This is a genomic window from Pseudomonas sp. GQ91 (assembly GCF_059758795.1).
Map to the genome: position 1 here is coordinate 113,418 of NZ_JCAXED010000003.1, position 20,408 is coordinate 133,825.

Below are 20,408 nucleotides of genomic sequence, written 5' to 3' on the forward strand. Positions count from 1 at the left end.
GGCTTTCAAAAGTTCGCCAACGAGTGCTGCCCGCCATGGAAATCAACCCGATCCTTAACAGCATCAAGGACCTGTCCGAGCGCTCCGAAACTATTCGGGGGTATCTTTGACTACGATCAAAAGCATGAGCGTCTGACCGAAGTCAATCGCGAGCTTGAAGATCCGGCTGTCTGGAACAACCCAACCTACGCCCAGGAACTGGGGCGCGAGCGCTCCCTGCTGGCGCAGATCGTGGAAACCCTCGATGAGATGCACTCGGGCCTGGCCGATGCCAGAGACTTGCTGCTGATGTCCGCCGAGGAAGAAGACCAGGCTGCCGTCGATGACGTGGCCGCCGAGGTCGAACGCCTGCGCGAATCCCTGGAAAAACTCGAATTCCGCCGCATGTTCAGCGGTGAGATGGATGCCAACAACGCCTACCTGGACATCCAGGCCGGTTCCGGTGGCACCGAGGCCCAGGACTGGGCCAACATCCTGCTGCGCATGTACCTGCGCTGGGCTGACAAACGCGGGTTCGACGCGACCATCATGGAACTCTCGGCCGGTGAAGTCGCCGGGATCAAGGGCGCGACCGTGCATATCAAGGGTGAATACGCCTTTGGCTGGCTGCGTACCGAAATCGGCGTGCACCGACTGGTGCGCAAGAGTCCGTTCGACTCCGGCAACCGTCGCCATACCTCGTTCTCGGCGGTGTTCGTGTCGCCGGAAATCGATGACAACATCGAGATCGACATCAATCCGTCGGATCTGCGTATCGACACCTACCGCTCCTCGGGCGCCGGTGGCCAGCACGTAAACACCACCGACTCGGCCGTACGTATCACCCACGTACCGACCAACACCGTGGTCAGTTGCCAGAACGAACGTTCCCAGCATGCGAACAAAGACACCGCGATGAAAATGTTGCGGGCGCGTTTGTATGAACAGGAAGTGCAGAAGCGCAACGCCGCCTCCCAGGCCCTGGAAGACACCAAGTCCGACATCGGCTGGGGTCATCAGATTCGTTCCTACGTGCTCGACGCGTCGCGAATCAAGGACCTGCGCACCAACATCGAACGCAGCGACTGCGACAAGGTGCTCGACGGCGACATCGACGAGTACCTGGTGGCCAGCCTCAAACAAGGCTTGTAAGACTGTAGGAGCGGGCGGGACATCCAGTTCTTGCCCGCGCCCCCCAGCCGAAGGCTGGGGGCAACGAACCCGTGATGGAATTTCAAAAGACATGAGCGACCAACAACTCGATCCGCAAGCCCTGCAACAGGAAGAAAACTCCCTGATCGCCCAGCGCAAGGAAAAGCTTGCTGCCGAGCGTGCCAAGGGCAATGCCTTCCCCAACGACTTCCGTCGTGACGCCTACTGTGAAGACTTGCAGAAACAGTACGCCGACAAGACCAAGGAAGAGCTGGCAGAGGCTGCGATTGCGGTCAAGGTTGCAGGCCGCATCATGCTCAACCGTGGCTCGTTCATGGTGATCCAGGACATGTCCGGTCGTATCCAGGTCTACGTCAATCGCAAGACCTTGCCTGAAGAAACCCTGGCGGCGGTGAAAACCTGGGACCTGGGCGACATTATCGCCGCCGAGGGCACCCTGGCCCGTTCCGGCAAGGGTGATCTGTACGTCGAGATGACCAACGTGCGCCTGCTGACCAAGTCCCTGCGTCCGCTGCCCGACAAACATCACGGCCTGTCCGACACCGAACAGCGTTACCGCCAGCGGTATGTTGACCTGATCGTCAACGAAGACGTGCGCCAGACCTTCCGCGTGCGCTCGCAAGTGATTGCACACATCCGCAGCTTCCTGATGCAGCGCGACTTCCTGGAAGTGGAAACACCGATGTTGCAGACCATTCCCGGTGGTGCCGCGGCCAAGCCGTTCGAAACCCATCACAATGCGCTGGACATGGAAATGTTCCTGCGTATCGCGCCTGAGCTGTATCTCAAGCGCCTGGTGGTTGGCGGTTTTGAAAAGGTCTTCGAGATCAACCGCAACTTCCGCAACGAAGGCGTTTCGACTCGTCACAACCCTGAATTCACCATGTTGGAGTTCTACCAGGCCTACGCCGACTATAAAGACAACATGGACCTGACCGAAGAGCTGTTCCGCGAATTGGCCCAGTTGGTCCTTGGCACCACCGACGTGCCGTACGGCGACAAGGTGTTCCACTTCGGCGAGCCGTTCGTACGCCTGTCGGTGTTCGACTCGATCCTCAAGTACAACCCCGAGCTGACGGCCGATGACCTCAACGACATCGACAAGGCCCGCGCCATTGCCAAGAAAGCCGGCGCCAAGGTGCTGGGTTTCGAAGGGCTGGGCAAGCTGCAAGTGATGATTTTCGAAGAGCTGGTGGAGCACAAGCTGGAACAGCCGCACTTCATTACCCAGTACCCGTTCGAAGTATCGCCGCTGGCCCGCCGTAACGACGAAAACCCGAACGTCACCGACCGTTTCGAGCTGTTCATCGGCGGTCGCGAAATCGCCAACGCCTATTCCGAACTTAACGATGCGCAAGACCAGGCCGAGCGTTTCATGGCCCAGGTGGCTGACAAGGATGCGGGCGACGATGAAGCCATGCACTACGACGCCGACTTCGTCCGTGCCCTGGAATACGGCATGCCGCCGACGGCGGGTGAAGGTATCGGCATCGACCGCCTGGTGATGCTGCTGACCAATTCACCGTCGATCCGTGATGTCATCTTGTTCCCGCACATGCGGCCGCAAGCGTAACCTTAGCGAAATCCGAAGCCGCCTTTTATAAGGCGGCTTTTTTATGGGGCGTACTTCAGCGTCAAGCGAACAGCGCCAGGTTTTGGTCATTTCAAGGATGGGTGTCGTGAAGCGCGTAATGGCTCAAGAAGGTGCCGCCGGCATTGCCGCCGCCGTGGCCGAAAGTGTTCAATATCAGGGCCGCAAGGCCAGTCGCCAGGGCAGCGAACAGCGTCGGCAAGAGATTCTCGATGCGGCCATGCGCATTGTCGTGCGCGATGGGGTGCGGGCCGTGCGCCATCGCGCGGTAGCGGCCGAGGCCGGCGTACCGCTCTCAGCCACCACCTACTACTTCAAGGATATCGATGATCTGCTCACCGATACCTTTGCCCAATACGTTGAGCGCAGCGCGGCGTTCATGGGCAAGTTGTGGGCACGCAATGAAGGCCTGCTACGGGAAATGGTCGCCTACGGTGATGGCAGTGCCGAGTCGCGCTCGCAACTGGCCGATGACATTGCGCGGCTGACCGCCGATTACGTGCTGCGCCAATTGCTTAATCGTCGCGAGTACCTGATGGCCGAGCAGGCGTTTCGCCAGGAAGCCCTTTTGAATCCGCGCCTGGCCGAGCTGGTGCGTTCCCACCAGCAGATTCTGTTGCAGGGCACCGCGCAGTTTTTCCAGGTATTGGGGTCCCGCGAACCGCAGCAGGATGCCAAAGTGTTGACGGCGATTATCAGTCGGATGGAATATCAGGGCCTGCTGTTCGAACCAGAGTCGCTGACCGGCGAAGAGATGCTTGAGATTCTCAAGCGTTATATGCATTTGGTGCTGGCTTCGGTGTAACCGCCGTCCCCGCAGGAGGTCACCCTTTAATGAAAGCCTGGCGTGTCGTCGTGATCGCGTTGTCGTTCCTGCTGCTCAGCGGCTGCCTGGTGACCTTCAAGGATCCCCTGCCCGCCAGCGAAGCGGCGCCTGATGGCCTGCTCGGCAAGTGGGCCAGCAAGAATGCCTGGGGCGAGCCGCTCAACCTGCGGATCAGCCCTGCTGGCGGGCAGCGCTACAAAGCCGTGAGCTACCCTGACGCCAAACCGGGCCAACGTGACGAGTACCTGTTCACCGTGTCTCGCCATGGGCGTCGCTGGTACCTGTCGGCGCCAGTGCCCAAGGACTTTGGCGGCCATTTCATATTGGCCGGCTTTGAACTCAGCGAAAAACACGAATTGGTGGTCTACAACCTTGATCTCGAGCAGATCAATCAGGCCGTGGCGCAAAAGCTCCTGAGCGCCAGCACCGTGGAGACCGTCGAAGGCGATGGCGTGCTGGTGGACAGCCCCATGGACGCGGTTTTTGCTTATCTGGATGATCCGGCCAACGCCGATGTCTTTGTCGAAGCCGTGCGCTATCAGCGCGTGGGCAAATAACCTTTAGAGAGGAAGCACCGGGTGGACGATTACCAGCAGACGATACGCATATTGTCCGATCGAATCGTGCTGGCGCAAACACCGATTCGCGTCCTCGACGCTGTGAAGTGGGATGACAATATTCGCCAGGGATTCCTCAAGGCCAAGGGCAAGGACATGCCGGCCGTGGACCGCGACTATTATCTGAACCGAGCGTTGTCGTTCGATTCAAGCGCGGTAAAGCTGGAGTTCCAGAACATCGAGCGCGATATCACCCGTCAGTTGGGCCAGTTCAACCCGGTCGGGCAGATCATGCGGCGCATGTGCAAGGAGTACCGCATGGTGGTGCGCATGCTGGAAGCGCGGGGCACCGAGGATTTCGGGCTGATCTCCCAGGAACTCTACGGCGCCGCGTCCGACGCCTTCCATGCCGGTGATCCGACCTTGTCCGACCTGGGACTGATGCTCTCCGATTACCTGAACAACATCGACGGCCGTGGCGATCTCAAGGACGAAGCCAAGACCTTGAGCGCCAAGGACGCGGTCAGTCTGCTGCAAAGTCGTTTGAACAAGGTGTTCGGCGAGGCCGAGGAAACCATTCGTGTATTTGAGTCAGATGGCATTGTCGCCGACGCGGCGGCCGGGGCCGATTACATCAAGATCCGCGCCGATGCGATGTTCAACGAGCGCGACGTGCGCGCCCTCGAAGTCCACGAAGGGCTGGTTCATGTGGGGACGACGCTGAACGGGCAGAACCAGCCGATCTGCACGTTCCTGTCCAAAGGACCGCCGTCGTCCACGGTGACCCAGGAAGGCCTGGCGATTCTGATGGAGATCATTACATTTGCCTCTTACCCCAGTCGCCTGCGCAAACTGACCAACCGTACCCGTGCGATCCACATGGTGGAGGAGGGCGCCGACTTCCTGCAGGTATTTGAGTTCTTCCGCGAACAAGGTTTTGAAATGGCCGAAAGCTATGGCAACGCCAGCCGGGTGTTTCGCGGTTCGACGCCGACCGGACTGCCGTTTACCAAGGATTTGTCCTACCTCAAGGGCTTTATCATGGTCTACAACTACATCCAGCTGGCCGTGCGCAAAGGCAAGCTGGAGCAAGTGCCGCTGCTGTTTTGCGGCAAAACGACCCTGGAAGACATGCGTACCTTGCGCCAGTTGGTCGACGAAGGCCTGGTGGTGCCGCCCAAATACTTGCCGGAGCAGTTCCGCGACATGAACGCATTGGCAGCGTGGATGTGTTTCTCCAACTTCCTCAATCACTTGAGCCTGGACCGGATCGAGGCCGATTACTCGAACATCCTTTGACCCGTGTCGCCCTCGCCACAGGGAAATTCGTCAGTTTTTAAAAGTTGTATAGATACCTATGCTCCAAAGGGCGAGTGGTCTATTCAGGTTTATTCATGAGGTTTCAACGGATGAGAATCCTCGGCATTCTTTGCCTGTTACTGACCTTGGGCGGCTGCAGTTCGCTGCTGTTCTATCCCGAGCCCGGTCTGCCATTCACCCCTGAAAAGGCTGGTTTGCACTACCGCGACGTCACGCTCGCCACCGCCGATGGCATCACGCTGCATGCCTGGTGGCTGCCGGCCAAGGCGGGCGTGCCGCTCAAGGGCACTGTGCTGCACCTGCACGGCAACGGTGGCAACCTGTCCTGGCATTTGGGCGGAAGTTGGTGGCTGCCGGAACAGGGTTATCAAGTACTGTTGCTGGACTATCGCGGTTATGGCTTATCCGAGGGCAAGCCGTCGCTGCCGGCGATTTACCAGGACCTGGACGCCGCCTTCCGCTGGATCGACCAGGCGCCCGAAACCCAGGGCCAGCCGCTGGTGGTGCTTGGCCAGAGCCTGGGGGGTGCGTTGGCGGTGCATTATCTGGCGGAGCATCCCGAGCGTCAGCAACGCCTCAAGGCGCTGGTGTTGGACGGCGTCCCGGCCAGTTATCGTGATGTAGGGCAATTCGCCTTGAGCACGTCCTGGTTAACATGGCCGTTCCAGGTGCCGTTGTCCTGGCTGGTGCCGGATGCCGACAGTGCGATCAAGGCGATCGGACGAGTCAACGGTGTGCCGAAACTGCTGTTCCATAGCCTGGATGATCCGATCGTGCCCCTTTCCAACGGCATCCGACTGTATCAAGCTGCGCCCCCGCCGAGGGTGCTGCAGCTGACCCGGGGTGGTCACGTGCAGACCTTCGCCGACAAGACTTGGCAAACGGTGATGCTGCGCTATCTTGACGACCCGCAACATTTCAATGGCCTTCGTCGCCTGGGTGAAATTCCCAATTACCCGGCCGTGAAAAAATCCACGACAGCACCCGCAGAGAACCCGCAATGAGCGAAGAACGCAACATGATCCCCCTGATTCTCACTGGTATCGGCACCATCCTCGGCACCGTGGGTTGCCTGTGGTATTACGGCTACCTGCACTTCGCCAAGCCCGAGGATGCGCTGCTGCTCAGCGACTTCACCATGCTCAAGACTGTCCCGGGCGAGGACTATAAAATCTCCCTGACCCCGGCTGCCCAAGTGGCCCAGTGCGTCGACGGTGTGCTGGTGATGTTCGATACCGAGCAGAAAGGCCTGAGCGGTGTGCTGGTGAACAACAAGAAGCAAGCGGTTCGGTGCATGGGACAGGAAACCCCGCAGTTGCAGGAATAGATCGACTGTCCCGGCGTGAATCCCCATGTCCAGGCATGGTGCCGATGTTTCCTATCGGCATGCATACCTTTTCCCGTGGCCGACGTTGGTTGTGCCTGCAGGTAAATACGCAGAGTGGAACCATCACCTGTAGGGCGCCACATAAGCCTTGTCAGCATGGCTGATCGAGATCTTATGAACCGTTAATGCAGGGGAATCACTATGAGTATGGGCGTGAGTGGCATCGGCAACCTGCTGGGTGGCATGGGCAACATTCTGGGCCAGGGGCAACAGGCCGGTTTGCAGCAGCAAGGCCCCAACAATGGGGAAATGCTCAAGAAGTTGCTTGAAATGTTGATGGGCGGTGACGGCGCCCAACGTACGGCTGGCGCAGGCGAGTTGGACATGCAGAAACTGCGGCAAATGATGACCGGACAACAAGGGCTGCAGGCAATGATGCCCGGTCACGACAGTGGTCGGAGCCTGAACTTCGGTTGATATACAAAAAAGCCTCCGGCAAGAAGCAAGCCCGTTCAGTTAAAAGTGTCTGGGGTTACCCATTTCCCGTGGCGAGGGGGCTTGTTCCGTTGGGCTGCGCAGCAGCCCCAAAACCAGCCGCTACGGAGTATCTGGTACACCGCATTCGGCTTACTGGGGCTGCTACGCAGCCCAACGGGGGATAAGCCCCCTCGCCACAAAGGCAGTATCAGGCACTTCATTTGTTTGACTGAACGGCATTGCCGACAAGGGAGGCTTTTGGTAAGCGACCCCGCCTGGAGAAGGCGGGGCTTTTTCATGCAGCGTCAGTCGATTACTGGACCGAGGAGCGTGGCTTGACCGGCTGGTTGTCGTTGGAGATGGTCACTTCGACACGGCGGTTCATGGCACGGCCCGATACGCTGGCGTTATCGGCAACCGGATAGGCTTTGCCGTAGCCGGCGGTTACGATGCGGCCTGGGTTAACGCCCATTTTGATCAGTGCAACCTGCACCGAAGTCGCGCGGCGCTCGGACAGCGTCTGGTTGTAGGCATCGCTGCCGGTGCTGTCGGTGTAACCTTCGACGATCACCTTGCGGTCCGGGTTTTCCTGAAGGAATTGCGCCAGTTTGTTGATGTTGACCAGGCCGCTGGATTTCAGGTCGGCCTTGTTGGTGGCGAACAGTACGTCACCGAAGGTCACCAGCGTACCGCGCTCGGTCTGCTTGGCGTTCAGGCTGCTTTGCAGTTGCTTGATCTGCGCATCACGAGCTTCGAGCAGGGCGCGAGCGCGCTCGTCACCGGCGTTTTTCAGCTTGGCTTCGGATTCGCGCAGGGCGATGGTGTCCTTGGCGACTTCAACGCGCTGGTTGGTCAGGTAAGCCAACTGGTCGACTTTCTTCTCGTCTTCCTTGTCACGGTAGGCCTTTTCGGCTTTATCCAGCCACTCACCTGCATCCTTGGTTTCCAGGGCGGCGATTTTGGTCGCCTGTGGGTTGGCTTGCAGGGCCGTGTAGTTGGTCCGTGCATTTTCCAGGTTCGCGTTCGGCGGGGTGGAGCAAGCCGCCAGTGCAACGCTCATCGCCAGCAGGGCAGGGATCATCAATTGTTTACGCATAGTGGTATCGTCCTTTCAATTCGATTTCGGGTGCAGTGCAATCAGAGGTCGCGCTTACTTCTGCTGGATAGCAGCAGGGCGCATGCCTTCCTGACGCAGCTCCTGAACAGCTTTCTGGGAATCCTTCACCGCCAGTTCAGCTTTGGCAGCCTGGGCTTTACGCTCTGCAACACGAGCGTCCCACTCGGCTTGTTCGGCCAGGCGACGGGCTTCTTCGTAATTCTTGTCATGCATGGCCAGTTCGGCTTGCTTGAGCTTGTCCTGGGCCGCTTTCATTTCCACTGCGGCGTATTCGGTACCGCCGGCGCTCACGGCGCTGTTCACGGCCGATTGAGTCACCGCGTACTGTTCGGTCGGCGGATTGCCGGCGCAGCCAGCCAGAACGAAGCTGGTGCCGATAGCCAGCGCGGCCAATTTGAGCCCGCGCAGGTGGTTAAACGAGGATTTGGCAGTGCTGGTCTTCATCGTCTTCAACTCCATTGGATAATTCCTGAAAAAACATCAGATCCATCATCGGTGGTCAACGTTTGCGGTTCTGGCGGCAATGCTCAGAAAGCTTTTTCAAACGGCTGTTCCAGTGATGGCGTACTGGCTGTGACCCGAGGCTTTTTTGAATAGTTCAGCGAAGATGGCGATTTGCCTGAAAATAAATCCTGAAGAAATCTGACCGAATGGTCAGCGCGTCAGTGCTGGTATTTTTGTCGGACGAACCCGGATTCAGGGCCTTGAACAGGCCCGGAAACCGGGAGGCAAGGGGCCTCGGCGGATGTTCGTCAGTGTTTCTGCTCATCGGGAACAGAGGCCAGATCATGCAGATAACGGCGCGAAAGCGACAGGAACCTTGGGGTAGGTCCTACATCCTCATACAAAGGATCACCCTCTTCATCAGTGGCCACCACCTGCTTGCCCTGAATGTAAGGAAAGCTTGCTTCCAGCTCCTCGAGGGCCGCACCAATCAGTTCGCCGAGCAGTTCCTCGGGGTGGCGCTTGGGGTACATCTCGCTGAGCGCCGCCAATCTTGCGGCGGCTTCCATGTCCAAATGGATGGCATATTCGGTTTTGGTCAGGCGACCCTTGGCATTTTCTTCCCAATGTTGGGCCAGTTCTCGGATTTTCATGGCAACCTCAGTAAAGCCCACGATTGGCGGGCGGTGATGAGTGTCCTGTGGCAAGGGGCATGTCCCCGTTGGCCGAGCCGGGAGTTTGTTTTGCTGTCCCGGTACTGTTGAGACTAGCTGCAAGCCACAAGGTTTAAAGTCGATTGCACGGGTCCTTGTCAGACGCGGGCGGCGACGGCACTCTTGTGGATCGAGGCGCCCCCGGATTTCTGGCTGGAGATTGGCTGATGAGCGATATCGATGCACGCTTGCGTGAAGATGTTCACCTGTTGGGTGAATTGTTGGGCAACACGATTCGAGAGCAGTATGGCGACGATTTTCTCGACAAGATCGAGCAGATTCGCAAAGGTGCCAAGGCCGATCGGCGTGGCGCGGCTTCGGATCAGGCAGCCGGCGAAAAACTCAGTGCCAGCCTCAATCAATTGCAAGAGGACGAGCTGCTGCCGGTGGCACGCGCCTTCAACCAGTTCCTCAATCTGGCCAACATTGCCGAGCAATATCAACTGATCCACCGCCGCGACGAGTCCCGGCCGGCGCCGTTCGAGGCGCGGGTGTTGCCGGAATTGCTGGCGCGATTGCAGCGTGAAGGTCACAGCGGCGAATCCCTGGCCCGGCAACTGGCGCGCCTGGATATCGAACTGGTCCTCACCGCTCACCCGACTGAAGTGGCGCGGCGTACGCTGATCCAGAAATATGATGCGATTGCCGCGCAGTTGGCCCTGCAGGATCACCGCGACTTGACCGGCGCCGAGCGCGAGCAGATTCGCCAGCGTCTGCAACGGTTGATCGCCGAAGCCTGGCACACCGAAGAAATCCGGCGTACCCGACCGACGCCGGTGGACGAAGCCAAGTGGGGCTTTGCGGTGATCGAGCACTCGTTGTGGCACGCGATCCCGAATTACCTGCGCAAGGCCGATCAGGCCTTGCACGCCGCCACCGGCCTGCGCTTGCCCCTGGAAGCGGCGCCGATCCGCTTTGCCTCGTGGATGGGCGGCGACCGCGACGGCAACCCCAATGTCACCGCCCCGGTGACCCGCGAAGTGTTGCTGTTGGCGCGCTGGATGGCCGCCGACCTGTATTTGCGTGATATCGACCACCTGGCGTCCGAACTGTCGATGCAACGCGCCAGCCCTGAGTTGCTGGCCAAGGTCGGTGACAGTGTCGAACCTTACCGGGCGTTGCTCAAGCAACTGCGCGAACGCCTGCGTGCGACGCGCAACTGGGCGCACGCGTCCTTGACGGCCAGCACCCGGGCATCCGCCGATGTACTGCAAGACAATCGCGATCTGCTGGAGCCGCTGGAGCTGTGCTACCAATCCCTGCACGCGTGCGGGATGGGGGTGATTGCCGACGGTCCCTTGCTTGATTGCCTGCGCCGCGCGGTGACGTTTGGCCTGTTCCTGGTGCGCCTGGATGTGCGCCAGGATTCCAGTCGGCATTCGGCGGCCATGACCGAAATTACCGACTACCTGGGCCTGGGTCGCTATGAGGACTGGGACGAGGACGCGCGCATCACCTTCCTGATGCGTGAACTGGCTAATCGTCGCCCGTTGCTGCCGGGGTACTTCAAGCCCTCGGCCGACACCGCGGAAGTGCTGAATACCTGCAAGGAAATTGCCGCGGCGCCAGCGGCGTCCCTCGGTTCCTACGTTATTTCCATGGCCGGCGCGGCGTCCGACGTGTTGACGGTGCAACTGTTGCTCAAGGAATCCGGCGTGCAGCGGCCGATGCGCGTAGTGCCGTTGTTCGAGACCTTGGCCGACCTCGACAATGCCGGCCCGGTGATCGAACGCCTGTTGCTGCTGCCGGGCTATCGTTCACGGTTGCAAGGGCCACAGGAAGTGATGATCGGCTATTCGGACTCGGCCAAGGATGCGGGCACCACGGCGGCCGCCTGGGCGCAATACCGCGCCCAGGAACGGCTGGTGGACATCTGTCGCGAGCAACAAGTCGAACTGCTGTTGTTTCACGGCCGTGGTGGCACTGTCGGGCGTGGGGGCGGTCCGGCTCACGCGGCGATTCTGTCGCAACCGCCGGGGTCGGTGGCCGGGCGTTTCCGCACTACCGAACAAGGGGAAATGATCCGCTTCAAGTTCGGCTTGCCGGACATTGCTGAACAAAACCTCAATCTTTACCTGGCGGCGGTACTGGAGGCGACCTTGCTGCCTCCGCCACCTCCACAACCGGCATGGCGCAACCTGATGGATGAACTGGCGGCGGATGGCGTCAGCGCTTACCGTGCGGTGGTGCGGGAAAATCCGCAGTTCGTCGAGTACTTCCGCCAGTCCACGCCGGAACAGGAACTGGGCCGTCTGCCCTTGGGCAGTCGCCCGGCCAAGCGGCGTGCCGGGGGAATCGAGAGCTTGCGCGCGATTCCATGGATCTTCGGTTGGACCCAGACCCGCCTGATGCTGCCTGCGTGGCTCGGCTGGGAAGCAGCCCTGAGCAAAGCCCTGGCGCGCGGCGAAGGTGAGGTCCTGGCACAGATGCGCGAGCAATGGCCGTTCTTCCGTACCCGTATCGATATGTTGGAAATGGTCCTGGCCAAGGCGGATGCCGATCTGGCCCGGCTGTATGACGAACGCCTGGTGCAGGACGATCTGCGCCCATTGGGCGCGCACTTACGCGACCTATTGTCGCAGGCTTGCGATGTAGTGCTTGGCTTGACCGGCCAGTCGCAGTTGCTCGCCCACAGTCCCGACACTCTGGAGTTCATCCGTCTGCGTAACACCTACCTCGACCCGTTGCACCTGCTGCAGGCCGAACTCCTGGCCCGTTCCCGCAAACGGGAGGCGGCGCAGGACAGCCCTCTGGAACAGGCGCTGCTGGTGTCCGTGGCCGGAATCGCCGCGGGGTTGCGTAACACCGGCTGACATTTTTGGCGTGTTCTCAAGGGCTTGCAGATAAAACCGCCGGCTGACCCGAAACGAGGGCGCCGGCGCTTTTGTGTCGGGGTTGCACCAAGGGGTACCTCGACTAAAAGGCTCGCCCGGCACGGGTTCTTCCGACTTTTGGCGGCTTGTATGGTTAGGGTCTGCTGTGTATCTTGATCAGCCTTTGGCCGTTTGGGCGGCCTGGACCCGTATTCTTACGAGCATATTTTACGAGATTGGCCCCATGCGGCGAATCCGAGCGTCATCTCTATAAAAAATTGAGGAGCACATCGATGCGCGTCATTCTGCTGGGAGCTCCCGGGGCCGGTAAAGGTACTCAGGCAAAGTTCATCACTGAAAAGTTCGGCATTCCACAAATCTCCACCGGCGACATGCTGCGTGCGGCTGTCAAGGCTGGCACCGAGTTGGGCCTGGTCGCCAAGAGCGTGATGGACAGCGGCGGGCTGGTCTCCGACGACCTGATCATCAACCTGGTCAAGGAACGCATCAGCCAGGCCGATTGCGCCAACGGTTTCCTGTTCGACGGTTTCCCCCGCACCATTCCCCAGGCTGAAGCCCTGGTGAAGGCCGGCGTAGAGTTGGACCATGTGCTCGAAATCGCCGTTGAAGACGAAGAAATCGTCCAGCGCATTGCCGGCCGCCGTGTTCACGAAGCCTCGGGCCGCGTCTACCACATCGTCTATAACCCGCCGAAAGTCGAAGGACTGGATGACGCGACCGGCGACAGCCTGGTACAGCGCAAGGACGACACTGAAGAAACCGTGCGTCATCGCCTGTCGGTCTACCATTCCCAGACCAAGCCACTGGTGGATTTCTACCAGAAACTGTCGGCTGCCCAAGGCAAGCCGAAGTACAGCCACATCGCGGGCGTCGGTTCGGTCGAAGCCATCACCGCCAAGGTGTTGGAAGCGTTGAACTGATCAAACGATTGGCTTGACGTTCAACGGCCCGCTTGCGGGCCGTTGTTGTTTATACTGGCGCACTTTTTTCAATTTGGACGCACACACCGATGAGCACCTTGCTGGCCCTGGACACCGCGACTGAAGCTTGCTCCGTTGCCTTGCTGCACGATGGCAAGGTAACGAGCCACTACGAGGTGATCCCGCGCCTGCACGCGCAAAAGTTGCTGCCGATGATCAAGCAGTTGTTGATCGATGCGGGCACGACGTTATCGGCGGTGGACGCGATCGCTTTTGGCCGTGGCCCTGGCGCGTTCACCGGTGTGCGAATTGCCATCGGTGTGGTGCAAGGGCTGGCTTTTGCGTTGGAGCGGCCGGTATTGCCCGTGTCCAACCTGGCGGTGCTGGCCCAGCGGGCGTTGCGTGAACACGGTGTACAACAGGTCGCGGCCGCCATTGATGCGCGGATGGATGAAGTCTATTGGGGCTGCTACCGGGAAACTGCCGGGGAAATGCGTCTGGTGGGTGTGGAAGCGGTCCAGCCGCCGGAAATGGCGGCCTTGCCGGACGACGCCCATGGCGACTGGTTTGGCGCGGGTACCGGCTGGGGTTATGCCGAGCGGATCGCCGTGCACCTCAGCGGCCAGGATGCCGCCATGTTGCCCCACGCTGAAGACTTGCTGAGCCTGGCGCGATTTGCCTGGGAGCGGGGTGAAGCGATTCCCGCCGATCAGGCGCAACCGGTGTACCTGCGCGATAAAGTGGCGGCGACCAAAGCTGAGCGCCAGGCTGAAAAGTAACCGCCTGATCGTCGCCAATCACCACCAATCGTCAGAAATTGCGCCCGCTTTTAAACCTTTTTGCATTTATGTGTTCTAGTTATCACCAGAGCATTTGCGCGCCATGGAAAGTGCCGCTAAATTGCCATCACTGATACAGAGTCTGCATGTATGCGCATAGACGGCTTTTCATCCCAGTCCTACCCACTCAAGCGTAAGCCGCGCAAGGCGAACGTGACGGTAGACGAGTCCGTCGAAGACTCTCCCGACTTTATTGAAGTCCACGCTGAAACGTCTCCCGGTCCTGCCGTGTCCGCTCGTGCCCAAGGCGCCGGCGGTAGCCGTGTCAGTGGCGTGCCAGCGCGCCAGCAAGACATGGTGTTCCCGCGCTCGATGAGCAAAAGCGTTGCCACGGCCCTGGCCAGCTACCTGACCACTGCCGGCTTTGTCGAATGGGATATGGAAGTGCTGGGCCTCGATATCCATATCTGATGCTGTTGCCGTACTACCTCGGTTGTCCATCCTGGAGTGAAAACGCCTGGCGCGACTACCTGTATCCACAGGATGCCCGCGCCAATGAGTTTCTCGGGCTCTATTGCCAAGTTTTCAACGCCGTCGAAGGCAATACCACGTTCTATGCGCGGCCCTCGGTGGCCACCGTGCAACGCTGGGCCGAGATCATGCCCGCGCATTTTCGGTTTACCGCCAAGTTTCCCGGTGATATCAGCCATAGCGCCGACTTGCGCGAGCAGCTACCGGCAGCGGAAAGCTTTCTCGGTTTGATGAGCGCGCTTGGAGCACGGATTTCGCCACTCTGGTTGCAATTGCCGGCCACTTTTACCCCGCAGCGCCTGGGGGAACTGGCGGGCTTTATCGATGGTGTGGAGTGGCCGCTGGCGGTGGAAGTGCGCCACCGGGCGTTTTTCGACAAAGGCGACGCCGAGCGCATGCTCAATCGCCTGCTGCGTGACCGTGGGGTGGAACGCATCTGCCTTGACCCTCGCGCGTTGTTCAGCTGCACTTCGACATCGCCCGCGGTGCTCCACGCACAATCCAAAAAGCCTCAGGTGCCGCCCCGTCCGGCGGCGTTGACGCAATTTCCCCAGGTGCGTTTTATTGGTCATCCCGAGCTGGAAGCCAATGAGCCATTCCTGACACCGTGGATCGAAAAGGTCGCCGGCTGGATCGAAGAAGGGCGTACCCCTTACGTGTTCCTGCACACCTCCGACAATCGCCTGGCGGCACAGCTGGCCATGCGCTTTCATGAACGACTGATGGTCCGCTTGCCCGGATTACCGGCCCTGGCGCAATTGAATCGTGGACCCGCCGTGGAGCAACTGGGGTTACTCTAGAAGGCCTTCTCTTTTCCTCGCCAGGAGTCAGTCATGGATGCTCAAACCCTTCGCGCCGAAACCTTCAAAGCCCTGCACGAGCGTGACCGTGCATTCGTGATGCCCAATCCGTGGGACGCCGGTTCCGCCAAAATGCTCGCCAGCCTCGGCTTCGAGGCGCTGGCCACCACCAGTGCCGGCTTTGCGTTCAGTCTCGGGCGTCCCGATGCCGAGGGTGCGTTGTCTTTGGCAGACACCCTTGGCAACGCCGGGATGATTGCCCAGGCCACCGCGCTGCCCGTCGCTGCTGATCTGGAGAACGGATTCAGCGATACCCCCGAAGGTTGCGCGCAGACGATTTTACGCGCGGCGGCTACCGGGATTGTCGGAGGTTCGATCGAAGATGCCACGGGCATTGCCGTCGACCCGATCTATCCGTTTGATCTTTCCGTAGAGCGGATTGAGGCCGCCGTGGCCGCTGCGCGTAGCTTGCCGTTTCCGTTCATGTTGACCGCCCGCGCTGAGAATCTCCTGCACGGGCGCCTGGATTTTCCCGATACGCTTCGTCGTTTGCAGGCCTACGCCGAGGCGGGGGCCGATGTGCTGTATGCACCCGGTTTGCGCAGTGCCGAAGAGGTCGTGGCGGTGGTGCGCGCTGTGGCGCCCAAACCGGTGAATGTATTGATGTCGGGAGGGCTCAAACTCTCGGTGGCGCAGTTGAACGAGATGGGGGTCAAACGTATCAGCGTCGGCTCGGCCATGGCCTTGGCGGCGTATGGCGAGTTCTTCCGGGCGGCCCGGGAAATTCATGAGACAGGCACCTTTTCCTTTACCGAGCGTTCGATGCCGTTCAGTCAGGCCAATCAATTGTGCAAGGGCTGAGGCATGCGCTGGCTCAAATTCCTCGGACTGTTGCTGGTGCTGGGCGGCGGCTTGTTGCTGGGGGTGTGGCGCGGTTGGGTGCCGCTGGAGGCGCAGTGGAATCCATGGGCGCCGCTTGACGTGCGGGCACCACCCGGCCCGTTGACGCGCTTCAAGCTGGGACGGTTACAGCGTGATCCAGCGCTCTGTGATCAGGTGCTGAAAACCTCGGGACTGCGGGTCAGCCATCAAGCCGACAGCCCCGCTGATGTGGCCTGTCCGTTGCGTAATACGCTACGGGTCCAGGGCGCTGAGGTGGGCTTGAGCAGCAGTTTTCTGGCCAGTTGCCCGCTGGCGGTAGCGTTCGCCTTGTTCGAACGCCACAGCTTGCAACCGACGGCCCGGGCCGTGTTTGGCCAAGCGGTGACGCGCGTCGATCACCTGGGTAGTTTTGCCTGTCGCAATATGTACAACCGCACCGACGGACGTCTTAGCCAGCATGCTTCCGCCAACGCCCTGGATATCGCCGGGTTCCGCCTGGCGGATGGCCGCCGCATAAACGTACTCAAGGATTGGACGGGAGATGGCGCCAAAGCACGCTTCCTGCGTCAGCTGCGCGACAGTGCCTGCGATGATTTCAATGTGGTGTTGAGCCCGGACTACAACGCCGCCCATCGCAACCACTTCCATCTGGACATGGGGCCGTGGTGGGTATGTCGCTGACGCCAATGCCGCTCAAAGGCTTTTTTGTAGGAGCGAGGGTGAGCTGGATCAGGCCGCCAGACGCAGGTTGTTGATGATCAGCGGACGTGCCCAGCCGCAATCGAAGTCCAGGGCTTTTTGCTGGGCCAGCAGTTCTTCAGTCGGGTACGGCTCGGCTGGAGGTGGCAGCAGCGCCAGTTCGAACTCGGCGATCGGCAGCGACAGCGGCTTGGGTTGCGGCGCCGGACCTGGCGCGGGCAGGGGTTGCCCGGCGCTCAGTACGATAGGCCGTACCCAAGTGCTTTCAAACTGCTGTTGACGTTGTTGCGCGACGATTTCTTCGTCCGCAAACGGCGTAGCGGCCGGGGGCAGCAATTCCAGTTCAAATTCGGCGATCGGCAGGAACAGTGGTTCAGGCGGAGCGATTACAGTGTCCTGCACATCGCAATGCCGCTGGGTAACGATCTGGTTCAGCAGATCGCTGCCGACGTTCGGCTCCACCGAGGCATCCGCCGGTTGTGTTTCTTCGGCCACCGCTGTACCTGGCGCCTGGCCAAGCTGCTCGGCCAACGCCCGGGCGAAGAAGTCCTGCCACACATGACTGACGCCGGCCAGCGCTTGGGTATTGCGCAGGCCGTAGTGGTTGTGGGTCGGCAGTACACCGGTGAATAACGAATGAATGTCTGACATTTTTCTCGGTCGACGCTCAGCTCTGGCAAAATACCTGATCATTTTTTTTATCGGCCGCGGTTTGCCGATCCTTAATATTTTTGAGCGTAGCGACAGATGAGCGAACAACCCGCGGCCAGCCGCATTCGGGTCGAGGCCTTGGCCGAGAGTTTTGCAGGACGTGCCCAACACTGGGCCGAGCAGCTAGGTTTGCCTTTGCAACTGGCCGACGCGGAGTTTTCCCTGCAGGTGGGTGAACCTGGCCTGCAACTGCAACAACTGGGGCCTGACGCCCCTGGCCCGGTTCGGGTGGATTTTGTCGAGGGCGGCGCGGCCCATCGCAGGCTGTATGGCGGTGGCAGCGGGCAGATGATTGCCAAGGCGGTAGGCGTGGCCCAAGGCGTGCGGCCACGGGTGCTGGATGCCACGGCGGGACTGGGCAAGGATGCCTTCGTGCTGGCCAGCCTGGGCTGCGAGATGAGCCTGATCGAGCGTCAGCCGTTGATTGCGGCCTTGCTGGAAGATGGCCTGGCACGTGGGGCCGAAGACTTTGAGGTGGCACCGATTGTGGCGCGCATGACCTTGCTCAAAGGCAACTCCATCGAGGTGATGCGCAACTGGCAGGGCGAAGCGCCCCAGGTGATCTATCTCGACCCGATGTTTCCTCATCGTGAGAAAACCGCGCTGGTGAAGAAGGAAATGCGTTTGTTCCGGCCGCTGGTGGGCGATGATCCGGATGCACCCGCCTTGCTGGCGGCGGCGCTGGAATTGGCCAGCCACCGGGTGGTGGTCAAGCGTCCGCGCAAGGCGCCGTGTATTGAAGGGCCGAAGCCGAGCCACGCGCTGGACGGCAAATCCAGCCGCTATGACATTTATCCTAAAAAGGCACTCAAGAGTTGAGCTACAAGCTACAAGCTGCAAGCCATTAGCTATAAGCGAGCCCTTCTTGCCGCTTGTAGCTAATGGCTTGCAACTGCCTCAGCCCTATACGCCCGCATAAACAATCCCACCACTTCCCGCACATGCTCTTCGGCGGCGGCATCGCTCAGCCGTTCGCCGCAGCCATACAGCAAGCAGAAATTGGCCGTGCCCTTGAGCAGACAAAAAAAGTGCTCGGCCGCGATCCGCGGTTTTTCGATGCGCAATGCGCCGCTTTGGTCGATCTTGCTCAGCAAGCGCTCCATGCCCTGCAACATACGCATGGGGCCGGCCTCGAAGAACGTCCGCGACAACTTAGCGTCCTGACTGCCCGACGTCATCATCAGGCGGTGCAGGTTGACCGACTCATCGCTGTTGATCAGTTGGTGAAAACCGCGGGCGATGTTGAGCAGCACCTGTTCGACCGATACGCCTTCGGGTAGCTCGAAATACATTACCGGCAATTGTTCTTCGCACTTGGTCACCACGGCTGCGGTGAACAGGGTTTCCTTGTCGGTGAAGTGGCTGTAGACGGTCAGTTTTGACACGCCGGCCTCAAGGGCCACGGCATCCATGCTGGTGCTTGCATACCCGTTGCTCAAGAACAGGGTTTGTGCCGCGTCGAGGATTGCCTGGCGTTTTGCCATGTCCTTGGGACGCCCGGGGCTATTGGTGTTTACAGGATTGTCGGACATTTTCAGTTTAATACTGGACTGGTGAGTTTGGTATTAATAACATACTGCTCAGTATAATTATTCCTAGCTTCCTTAGCGAAAGGTCCTTCAGCATGCGCAGCACTTTCCTGCACCTCGCTTTGCCTGCCAGCCTGCTTTTCCTGCTGACTGCCTGTGGCCATGAAGAAACGGCCCCCGCCACGGTGCGCCCGGCCATGGTAGTGCATCCAGAGCCTTCGGCGCAGGCGATGGAGAGTTATCCCGGTGAGGTGCACGCCCGCTATGAGCCGGACCTGGCCTTTCGCATTGGCGGCAAGGTCATCCGGCGGCTGGTGGAGGAGGGCGAGCGGGTCAAGGCTAACCAGCCGCTGGCGGAACTTGATCCTCAGGATGTGCGCCTGCAACTGGAAGCGACCCGGGCCCAGGTCGCGGCTGCCGAGGCCAACTTGAGCCTGGTGCGTGCCGAACGTGATCGCTACAAGACCCTGATGGACCGTCAGATGGTCAGTCGCTCCCAGTACGATAATTCCGAAAACCTCTACCGTTCAGGTCTGGCGCGGCTCAAACAGATCAAGGCCGAATTTGACGTGGCGAGTAACCAGGCCGGTTATGCGGTGTTACGTGCGCCGTGGGATGGGGTGGTGGCCAAGCGTGCCGTGGAAGTCGGCCAAGTGGTTGCTGCCGGGCAGACTGTCTTTACCCTGGCCACCGATGGTGAGCGCGAGGTGCTGATCAGCCTTCCCGAGCAGACGTTCGGTCGTTTCGAGATCGGTCAGCCCGTTTCCGTCGAACTGTGGAGCCAGCCGGATAAACGCTTCGAGGGGCGGATTCGCGAACTGTCCCCGGCGGCTGATCCCAAGTCACGCACCTTCGCCGCACGTATTGCCTTCAGTGCCGGCGAAGTCCCGGCAGAACTGGGGCAGAGCGCCCGTGTATTCATTCAGACCGAAGGCGTTGTGGCGCTGTCGGTGCCGCTTTCCGCGCTCAGTGCGCAGAACGGTGAATCCTACGTCTGGTTGGTCAAGCCCGATAACACCCTTAAGCGCATGCCCGTGCGAATCGGTGCCTTCGCGGAAAAAAGCGTCCCGGTACTGGAGGGGCTGAATCCCTCCGACTGGGTGGTCGCCGCGGGGGTTCATGTACTCCATGAGGGCCAGCAGGTGCGCCCGGTAGATCGTTCCAATCGGGCAGTAAATCTGGCGGCCAACAAGGAGTAG

At 60.1% G+C, this 20,408-nt stretch carries 22 protein-coding genes; 17 read left to right on the top strand and 5 right to left on the bottom strand.

Annotated features, from left to right (window positions below; translation table 11 throughout):
• Positions 1-35 precede the first annotated feature (35 nt).
• From prfB to AC6CIA_RS05365, 8 genes are all read left to right on the top strand, one after another.
• A protein-coding gene (gene prfB, locus AC6CIA_RS05330) for a peptide chain release factor 2 (protein WP_339531639.1) occupies positions 36-1,131 on the top strand; the annotation gives its coding sequence in 2 pieces (ribosomal slippage) (positions 36-107 and positions 109-1,131; 1,095 coding nt in all).
• A 91-nt stretch (positions 1,132-1,222) separates the two neighbouring features.
• A complete protein-coding gene (gene lysS, locus AC6CIA_RS05335; protein ID WP_498310939.1) occupies positions 1,223-2,725 on the top strand; it encodes a lysine--tRNA ligase in 1,503 nt (500 codons plus the stop codon).
• Between the two features lie 106 nt (positions 2,726-2,831).
• The gene (locus AC6CIA_RS05340; protein ID WP_339531637.1) at positions 2,832-3,548 is read left to right on the top strand and encodes a TetR/AcrR family transcriptional regulator; all 717 of its coding nucleotides are present in this window, start codon (positions 2,832-2,834) and stop codon (positions 3,546-3,548) included.
• A gap of 29 nt (positions 3,549-3,577) precedes the next feature.
• Positions 3,578-4,126 (top strand): hypothetical protein, encoded by a 549-nt coding sequence (locus AC6CIA_RS05345; protein ID WP_498310941.1) that lies wholly within the window; start codon positions 3,578-3,580, stop codon positions 4,124-4,126.
• Positions 4,127-4,147: 21 nt separating this feature from the next.
• On the top strand, positions 4,148-5,425 hold the full coding sequence (locus tag AC6CIA_RS05350) for a flavohemoglobin expression-modulating QEGLA motif protein (protein ID WP_498310943.1): 1,278 nt from the start codon (positions 4,148-4,150) through the stop codon (positions 5,423-5,425).
• 110 nt (positions 5,426-5,535) lie between these two features.
• Entirely contained in the window at positions 5,536-6,450 is a 915-nt protein-coding gene (locus AC6CIA_RS05355; RefSeq protein ID WP_498311208.1) for an alpha/beta hydrolase, read from the top strand.
• The gene (locus AC6CIA_RS05360; protein WP_084377248.1) at positions 6,447-6,773 is read left to right on the top strand and encodes a PA3694 family proteiin; all 327 of its coding nucleotides are present in this window, start codon (positions 6,447-6,449) and stop codon (positions 6,771-6,773) included. Before AC6CIA_RS05355 ends, AC6CIA_RS05360 begins: the two co-directional genes overlap by 4 nt.
• 201 nt (positions 6,774-6,974) lie before the next feature.
• Positions 6,975-7,250: a hypothetical protein gene (locus AC6CIA_RS05365; RefSeq protein ID WP_498310945.1), complete on the top strand. Its 276-nt coding sequence runs from the start codon at positions 6,975-6,977 to the stop codon at positions 7,248-7,250.
• Between the two features lie 313 nt (positions 7,251-7,563).
• Here the strand turns inward: AC6CIA_RS05365 and lptF are convergent, their stop codons facing one another.
• The 3 genes from lptF to AC6CIA_RS05380 all read right to left on the bottom strand — a co-directional run bounded on the left by lptF (position 7,564) and on the right by AC6CIA_RS05380 (position 9,464).
• Complete coding sequence (gene lptF, locus AC6CIA_RS05370) at positions 7,564-8,346, bottom strand: lipotoxin F family OmpA-related lipoprotein LptF (RefSeq protein WP_498310947.1); 783 nt, start codon at positions 8,344-8,346, stop codon at positions 7,564-7,566.
• A 54-nt stretch (positions 8,347-8,400) separates the two neighbouring features.
• Positions 8,401-8,826 carry a DUF4398 domain-containing protein gene (locus AC6CIA_RS05375; protein ID WP_339531632.1) on the bottom strand — a complete coding sequence of 142 codons (426 nt, stop codon included), beginning with the start codon at positions 8,824-8,826 and terminating at the stop codon, positions 8,401-8,403.
• Between the two features lie 293 nt (positions 8,827-9,119).
• Positions 9,120-9,464, bottom strand: a complete 345-nt coding sequence (locus AC6CIA_RS05380) for a pilin assembly protein (protein ID WP_498310948.1) — start codon at positions 9,462-9,464, stop codon at positions 9,120-9,122.
• 227 nt (positions 9,465-9,691) lie between these two features.
• On the opposite strand from AC6CIA_RS05380, the gene ppc reads away from it, so the two are divergent.
• The 7 genes from ppc (at position 9,692) to AC6CIA_RS05415 (ending at position 16,951) form a co-directional block, all read left to right on the top strand.
• The gene (ppc, locus tag AC6CIA_RS05385; RefSeq protein ID WP_498310949.1) at positions 9,692-12,337 is read left to right on the top strand and encodes a phosphoenolpyruvate carboxylase; all 2,646 of its coding nucleotides are present in this window, start codon (positions 9,692-9,694) and stop codon (positions 12,335-12,337) included.
• Positions 12,338-12,630: 293 nt separating this feature from the next.
• Entirely contained in the window at positions 12,631-13,278 is a 648-nt protein-coding gene (adk, locus tag AC6CIA_RS05390; RefSeq protein ID WP_339531629.1) for an adenylate kinase, read from the top strand.
• Positions 13,279-13,367: 89 nt separating this feature from the next.
• A complete protein-coding gene (gene tsaB / locus AC6CIA_RS05395) occupies positions 13,368-14,057 on the top strand; it encodes a tRNA (adenosine(37)-N6)-threonylcarbamoyltransferase complex dimerization subunit type 1 TsaB (RefSeq protein ID WP_498310950.1) in 690 nt (229 codons plus the stop codon).
• 150 nt (positions 14,058-14,207) lie between these two features.
• Positions 14,208-14,528, top strand: a complete 321-nt coding sequence (locus AC6CIA_RS05400) for a hypothetical protein (RefSeq protein WP_498310951.1) — start codon at positions 14,208-14,210, stop codon at positions 14,526-14,528.
• Complete coding sequence (locus tag AC6CIA_RS05405; RefSeq protein ID WP_498310952.1) at positions 14,528-15,388, top strand: DUF72 domain-containing protein; 861 nt, start codon at positions 14,528-14,530, stop codon at positions 15,386-15,388. Before AC6CIA_RS05400 ends, AC6CIA_RS05405 begins: the two co-directional genes overlap by 1 nt.
• Positions 15,389-15,421: 33 nt before the next feature.
• On the top strand, positions 15,422-16,249 hold the full coding sequence (locus tag AC6CIA_RS05410; protein ID WP_498310954.1) for an isocitrate lyase/PEP mutase family protein: 828 nt from the start codon (positions 15,422-15,424) through the stop codon (positions 16,247-16,249).
• Between the two features lie 3 nt (positions 16,250-16,252).
• On the top strand, positions 16,253-16,951 hold the full coding sequence (locus tag AC6CIA_RS05415; protein ID WP_498310955.1) for an extensin-like domain-containing protein: 699 nt from the start codon (positions 16,253-16,255) through the stop codon (positions 16,949-16,951).
• A gap of 48 nt (positions 16,952-16,999) precedes the next feature.
• Here AC6CIA_RS05415 and AC6CIA_RS05420 read toward each other — a convergent pair whose 3' ends face one another.
• Positions 17,000-17,620, bottom strand: coding sequence for an energy transducer TonB (locus AC6CIA_RS05420; protein WP_498310957.1), 621 nt, complete (start codon positions 17,618-17,620; stop codon positions 17,000-17,002).
• 96 nt (positions 17,621-17,716) lie between these two features.
• Between AC6CIA_RS05420 and AC6CIA_RS05425 the strand changes: the two genes are divergently transcribed.
• On the top strand, positions 17,717-18,499 hold the full coding sequence (locus tag AC6CIA_RS05425) for a class I SAM-dependent methyltransferase (RefSeq protein WP_498310959.1): 783 nt from the start codon (positions 17,717-17,719) through the stop codon (positions 18,497-18,499).
• A 59-nt stretch (positions 18,500-18,558) separates the two neighbouring features.
• Here AC6CIA_RS05425 and AC6CIA_RS05430 read toward each other — a convergent pair whose 3' ends face one another.
• Positions 18,559-19,212 carry a TetR/AcrR family transcriptional regulator gene (locus tag AC6CIA_RS05430; protein ID WP_498310960.1) on the bottom strand — a complete coding sequence of 218 codons (654 nt, stop codon included), beginning with the start codon at positions 19,210-19,212 and terminating at the stop codon, positions 18,559-18,561.
• A 92-nt stretch (positions 19,213-19,304) separates the two neighbouring features.
• On the opposite strand from AC6CIA_RS05430, the gene AC6CIA_RS05435 reads away from it, so the two are divergent.
• Positions 19,305-20,408, top strand: coding sequence for an efflux RND transporter periplasmic adaptor subunit (locus tag AC6CIA_RS05435; RefSeq protein ID WP_498310961.1), 1,104 nt, complete (start codon positions 19,305-19,307; stop codon positions 20,406-20,408).

Excerpts from the sequence above, each read along its gene's own strand:
- lysS (WP_498310939.1), top strand. The coding sequence starts at position 1,223 with ATGAGCGACCAACAACTCGATCCGCAAGCCCTGCAACAGGAAGAAAAC.
- AC6CIA_RS05345 (WP_498310941.1), top strand. The coding sequence starts at position 3,578 with ATGAAAGCCTGGCGTGTCGTCGTGATCGCGTTGTCGTTCCTGCTGCTC.
- AC6CIA_RS05355 (WP_498311208.1), top strand. The coding sequence starts at position 5,536 with ATGAGAATCCTCGGCATTCTTTGCCTGTTACTGACCTTGGGCGGCTGC.
- AC6CIA_RS05360 (WP_084377248.1), top strand. The coding sequence starts at position 6,447 with ATGAGCGAAGAACGCAACATGATCCCCCTGATTCTCACTGGTATCGGC.
- AC6CIA_RS05365 (WP_498310945.1), top strand. The coding sequence starts at position 6,975 with ATGAGTATGGGCGTGAGTGGCATCGGCAACCTGCTGGGTGGCATGGGC.
- lptF (WP_498310947.1), bottom strand. The coding sequence starts at position 8,346 with ATGCGTAAACAATTGATGATCCCTGCCCTGCTGGCGATGAGCGTTGCA.
- AC6CIA_RS05375 (WP_339531632.1), bottom strand. The coding sequence starts at position 8,826 with ATGGAGTTGAAGACGATGAAGACCAGCACTGCCAAATCCTCGTTTAAC.
- AC6CIA_RS05380 (WP_498310948.1), bottom strand. The coding sequence starts at position 9,464 with ATGAAAATCCGAGAACTGGCCCAACATTGGGAAGAAAATGCCAAGGGT.
- ppc (WP_498310949.1), top strand. The coding sequence starts at position 9,692 with ATGAGCGATATCGATGCACGCTTGCGTGAAGATGTTCACCTGTTGGGT.
- adk (WP_339531629.1), top strand. The coding sequence starts at position 12,631 with ATGCGCGTCATTCTGCTGGGAGCTCCCGGGGCCGGTAAAGGTACTCAG.
- tsaB (WP_498310950.1), top strand. The coding sequence starts at position 13,368 with ATGAGCACCTTGCTGGCCCTGGACACCGCGACTGAAGCTTGCTCCGTT.
- AC6CIA_RS05400 (WP_498310951.1), top strand. The coding sequence starts at position 14,208 with ATGCGCATAGACGGCTTTTCATCCCAGTCCTACCCACTCAAGCGTAAG.
- AC6CIA_RS05405 (WP_498310952.1), top strand. The coding sequence starts at position 14,528 with ATGCTGTTGCCGTACTACCTCGGTTGTCCATCCTGGAGTGAAAACGCC.
- AC6CIA_RS05410 (WP_498310954.1), top strand. The coding sequence starts at position 15,422 with ATGGATGCTCAAACCCTTCGCGCCGAAACCTTCAAAGCCCTGCACGAG.
- AC6CIA_RS05415 (WP_498310955.1), top strand. The coding sequence starts at position 16,253 with ATGCGCTGGCTCAAATTCCTCGGACTGTTGCTGGTGCTGGGCGGCGGC.
- AC6CIA_RS05420 (WP_498310957.1), bottom strand. The coding sequence starts at position 17,620 with ATGTCAGACATTCATTCGTTATTCACCGGTGTACTGCCGACCCACAAC.
- AC6CIA_RS05425 (WP_498310959.1), top strand. The coding sequence starts at position 17,717 with ATGAGCGAACAACCCGCGGCCAGCCGCATTCGGGTCGAGGCCTTGGCC.
- AC6CIA_RS05430 (WP_498310960.1), bottom strand. The coding sequence starts at position 19,212 with ATGTCCGACAATCCTGTAAACACCAATAGCCCCGGGCGTCCCAAGGAC.
- AC6CIA_RS05435 (WP_498310961.1), top strand. The coding sequence starts at position 19,305 with ATGCGCAGCACTTTCCTGCACCTCGCTTTGCCTGCCAGCCTGCTTTTC.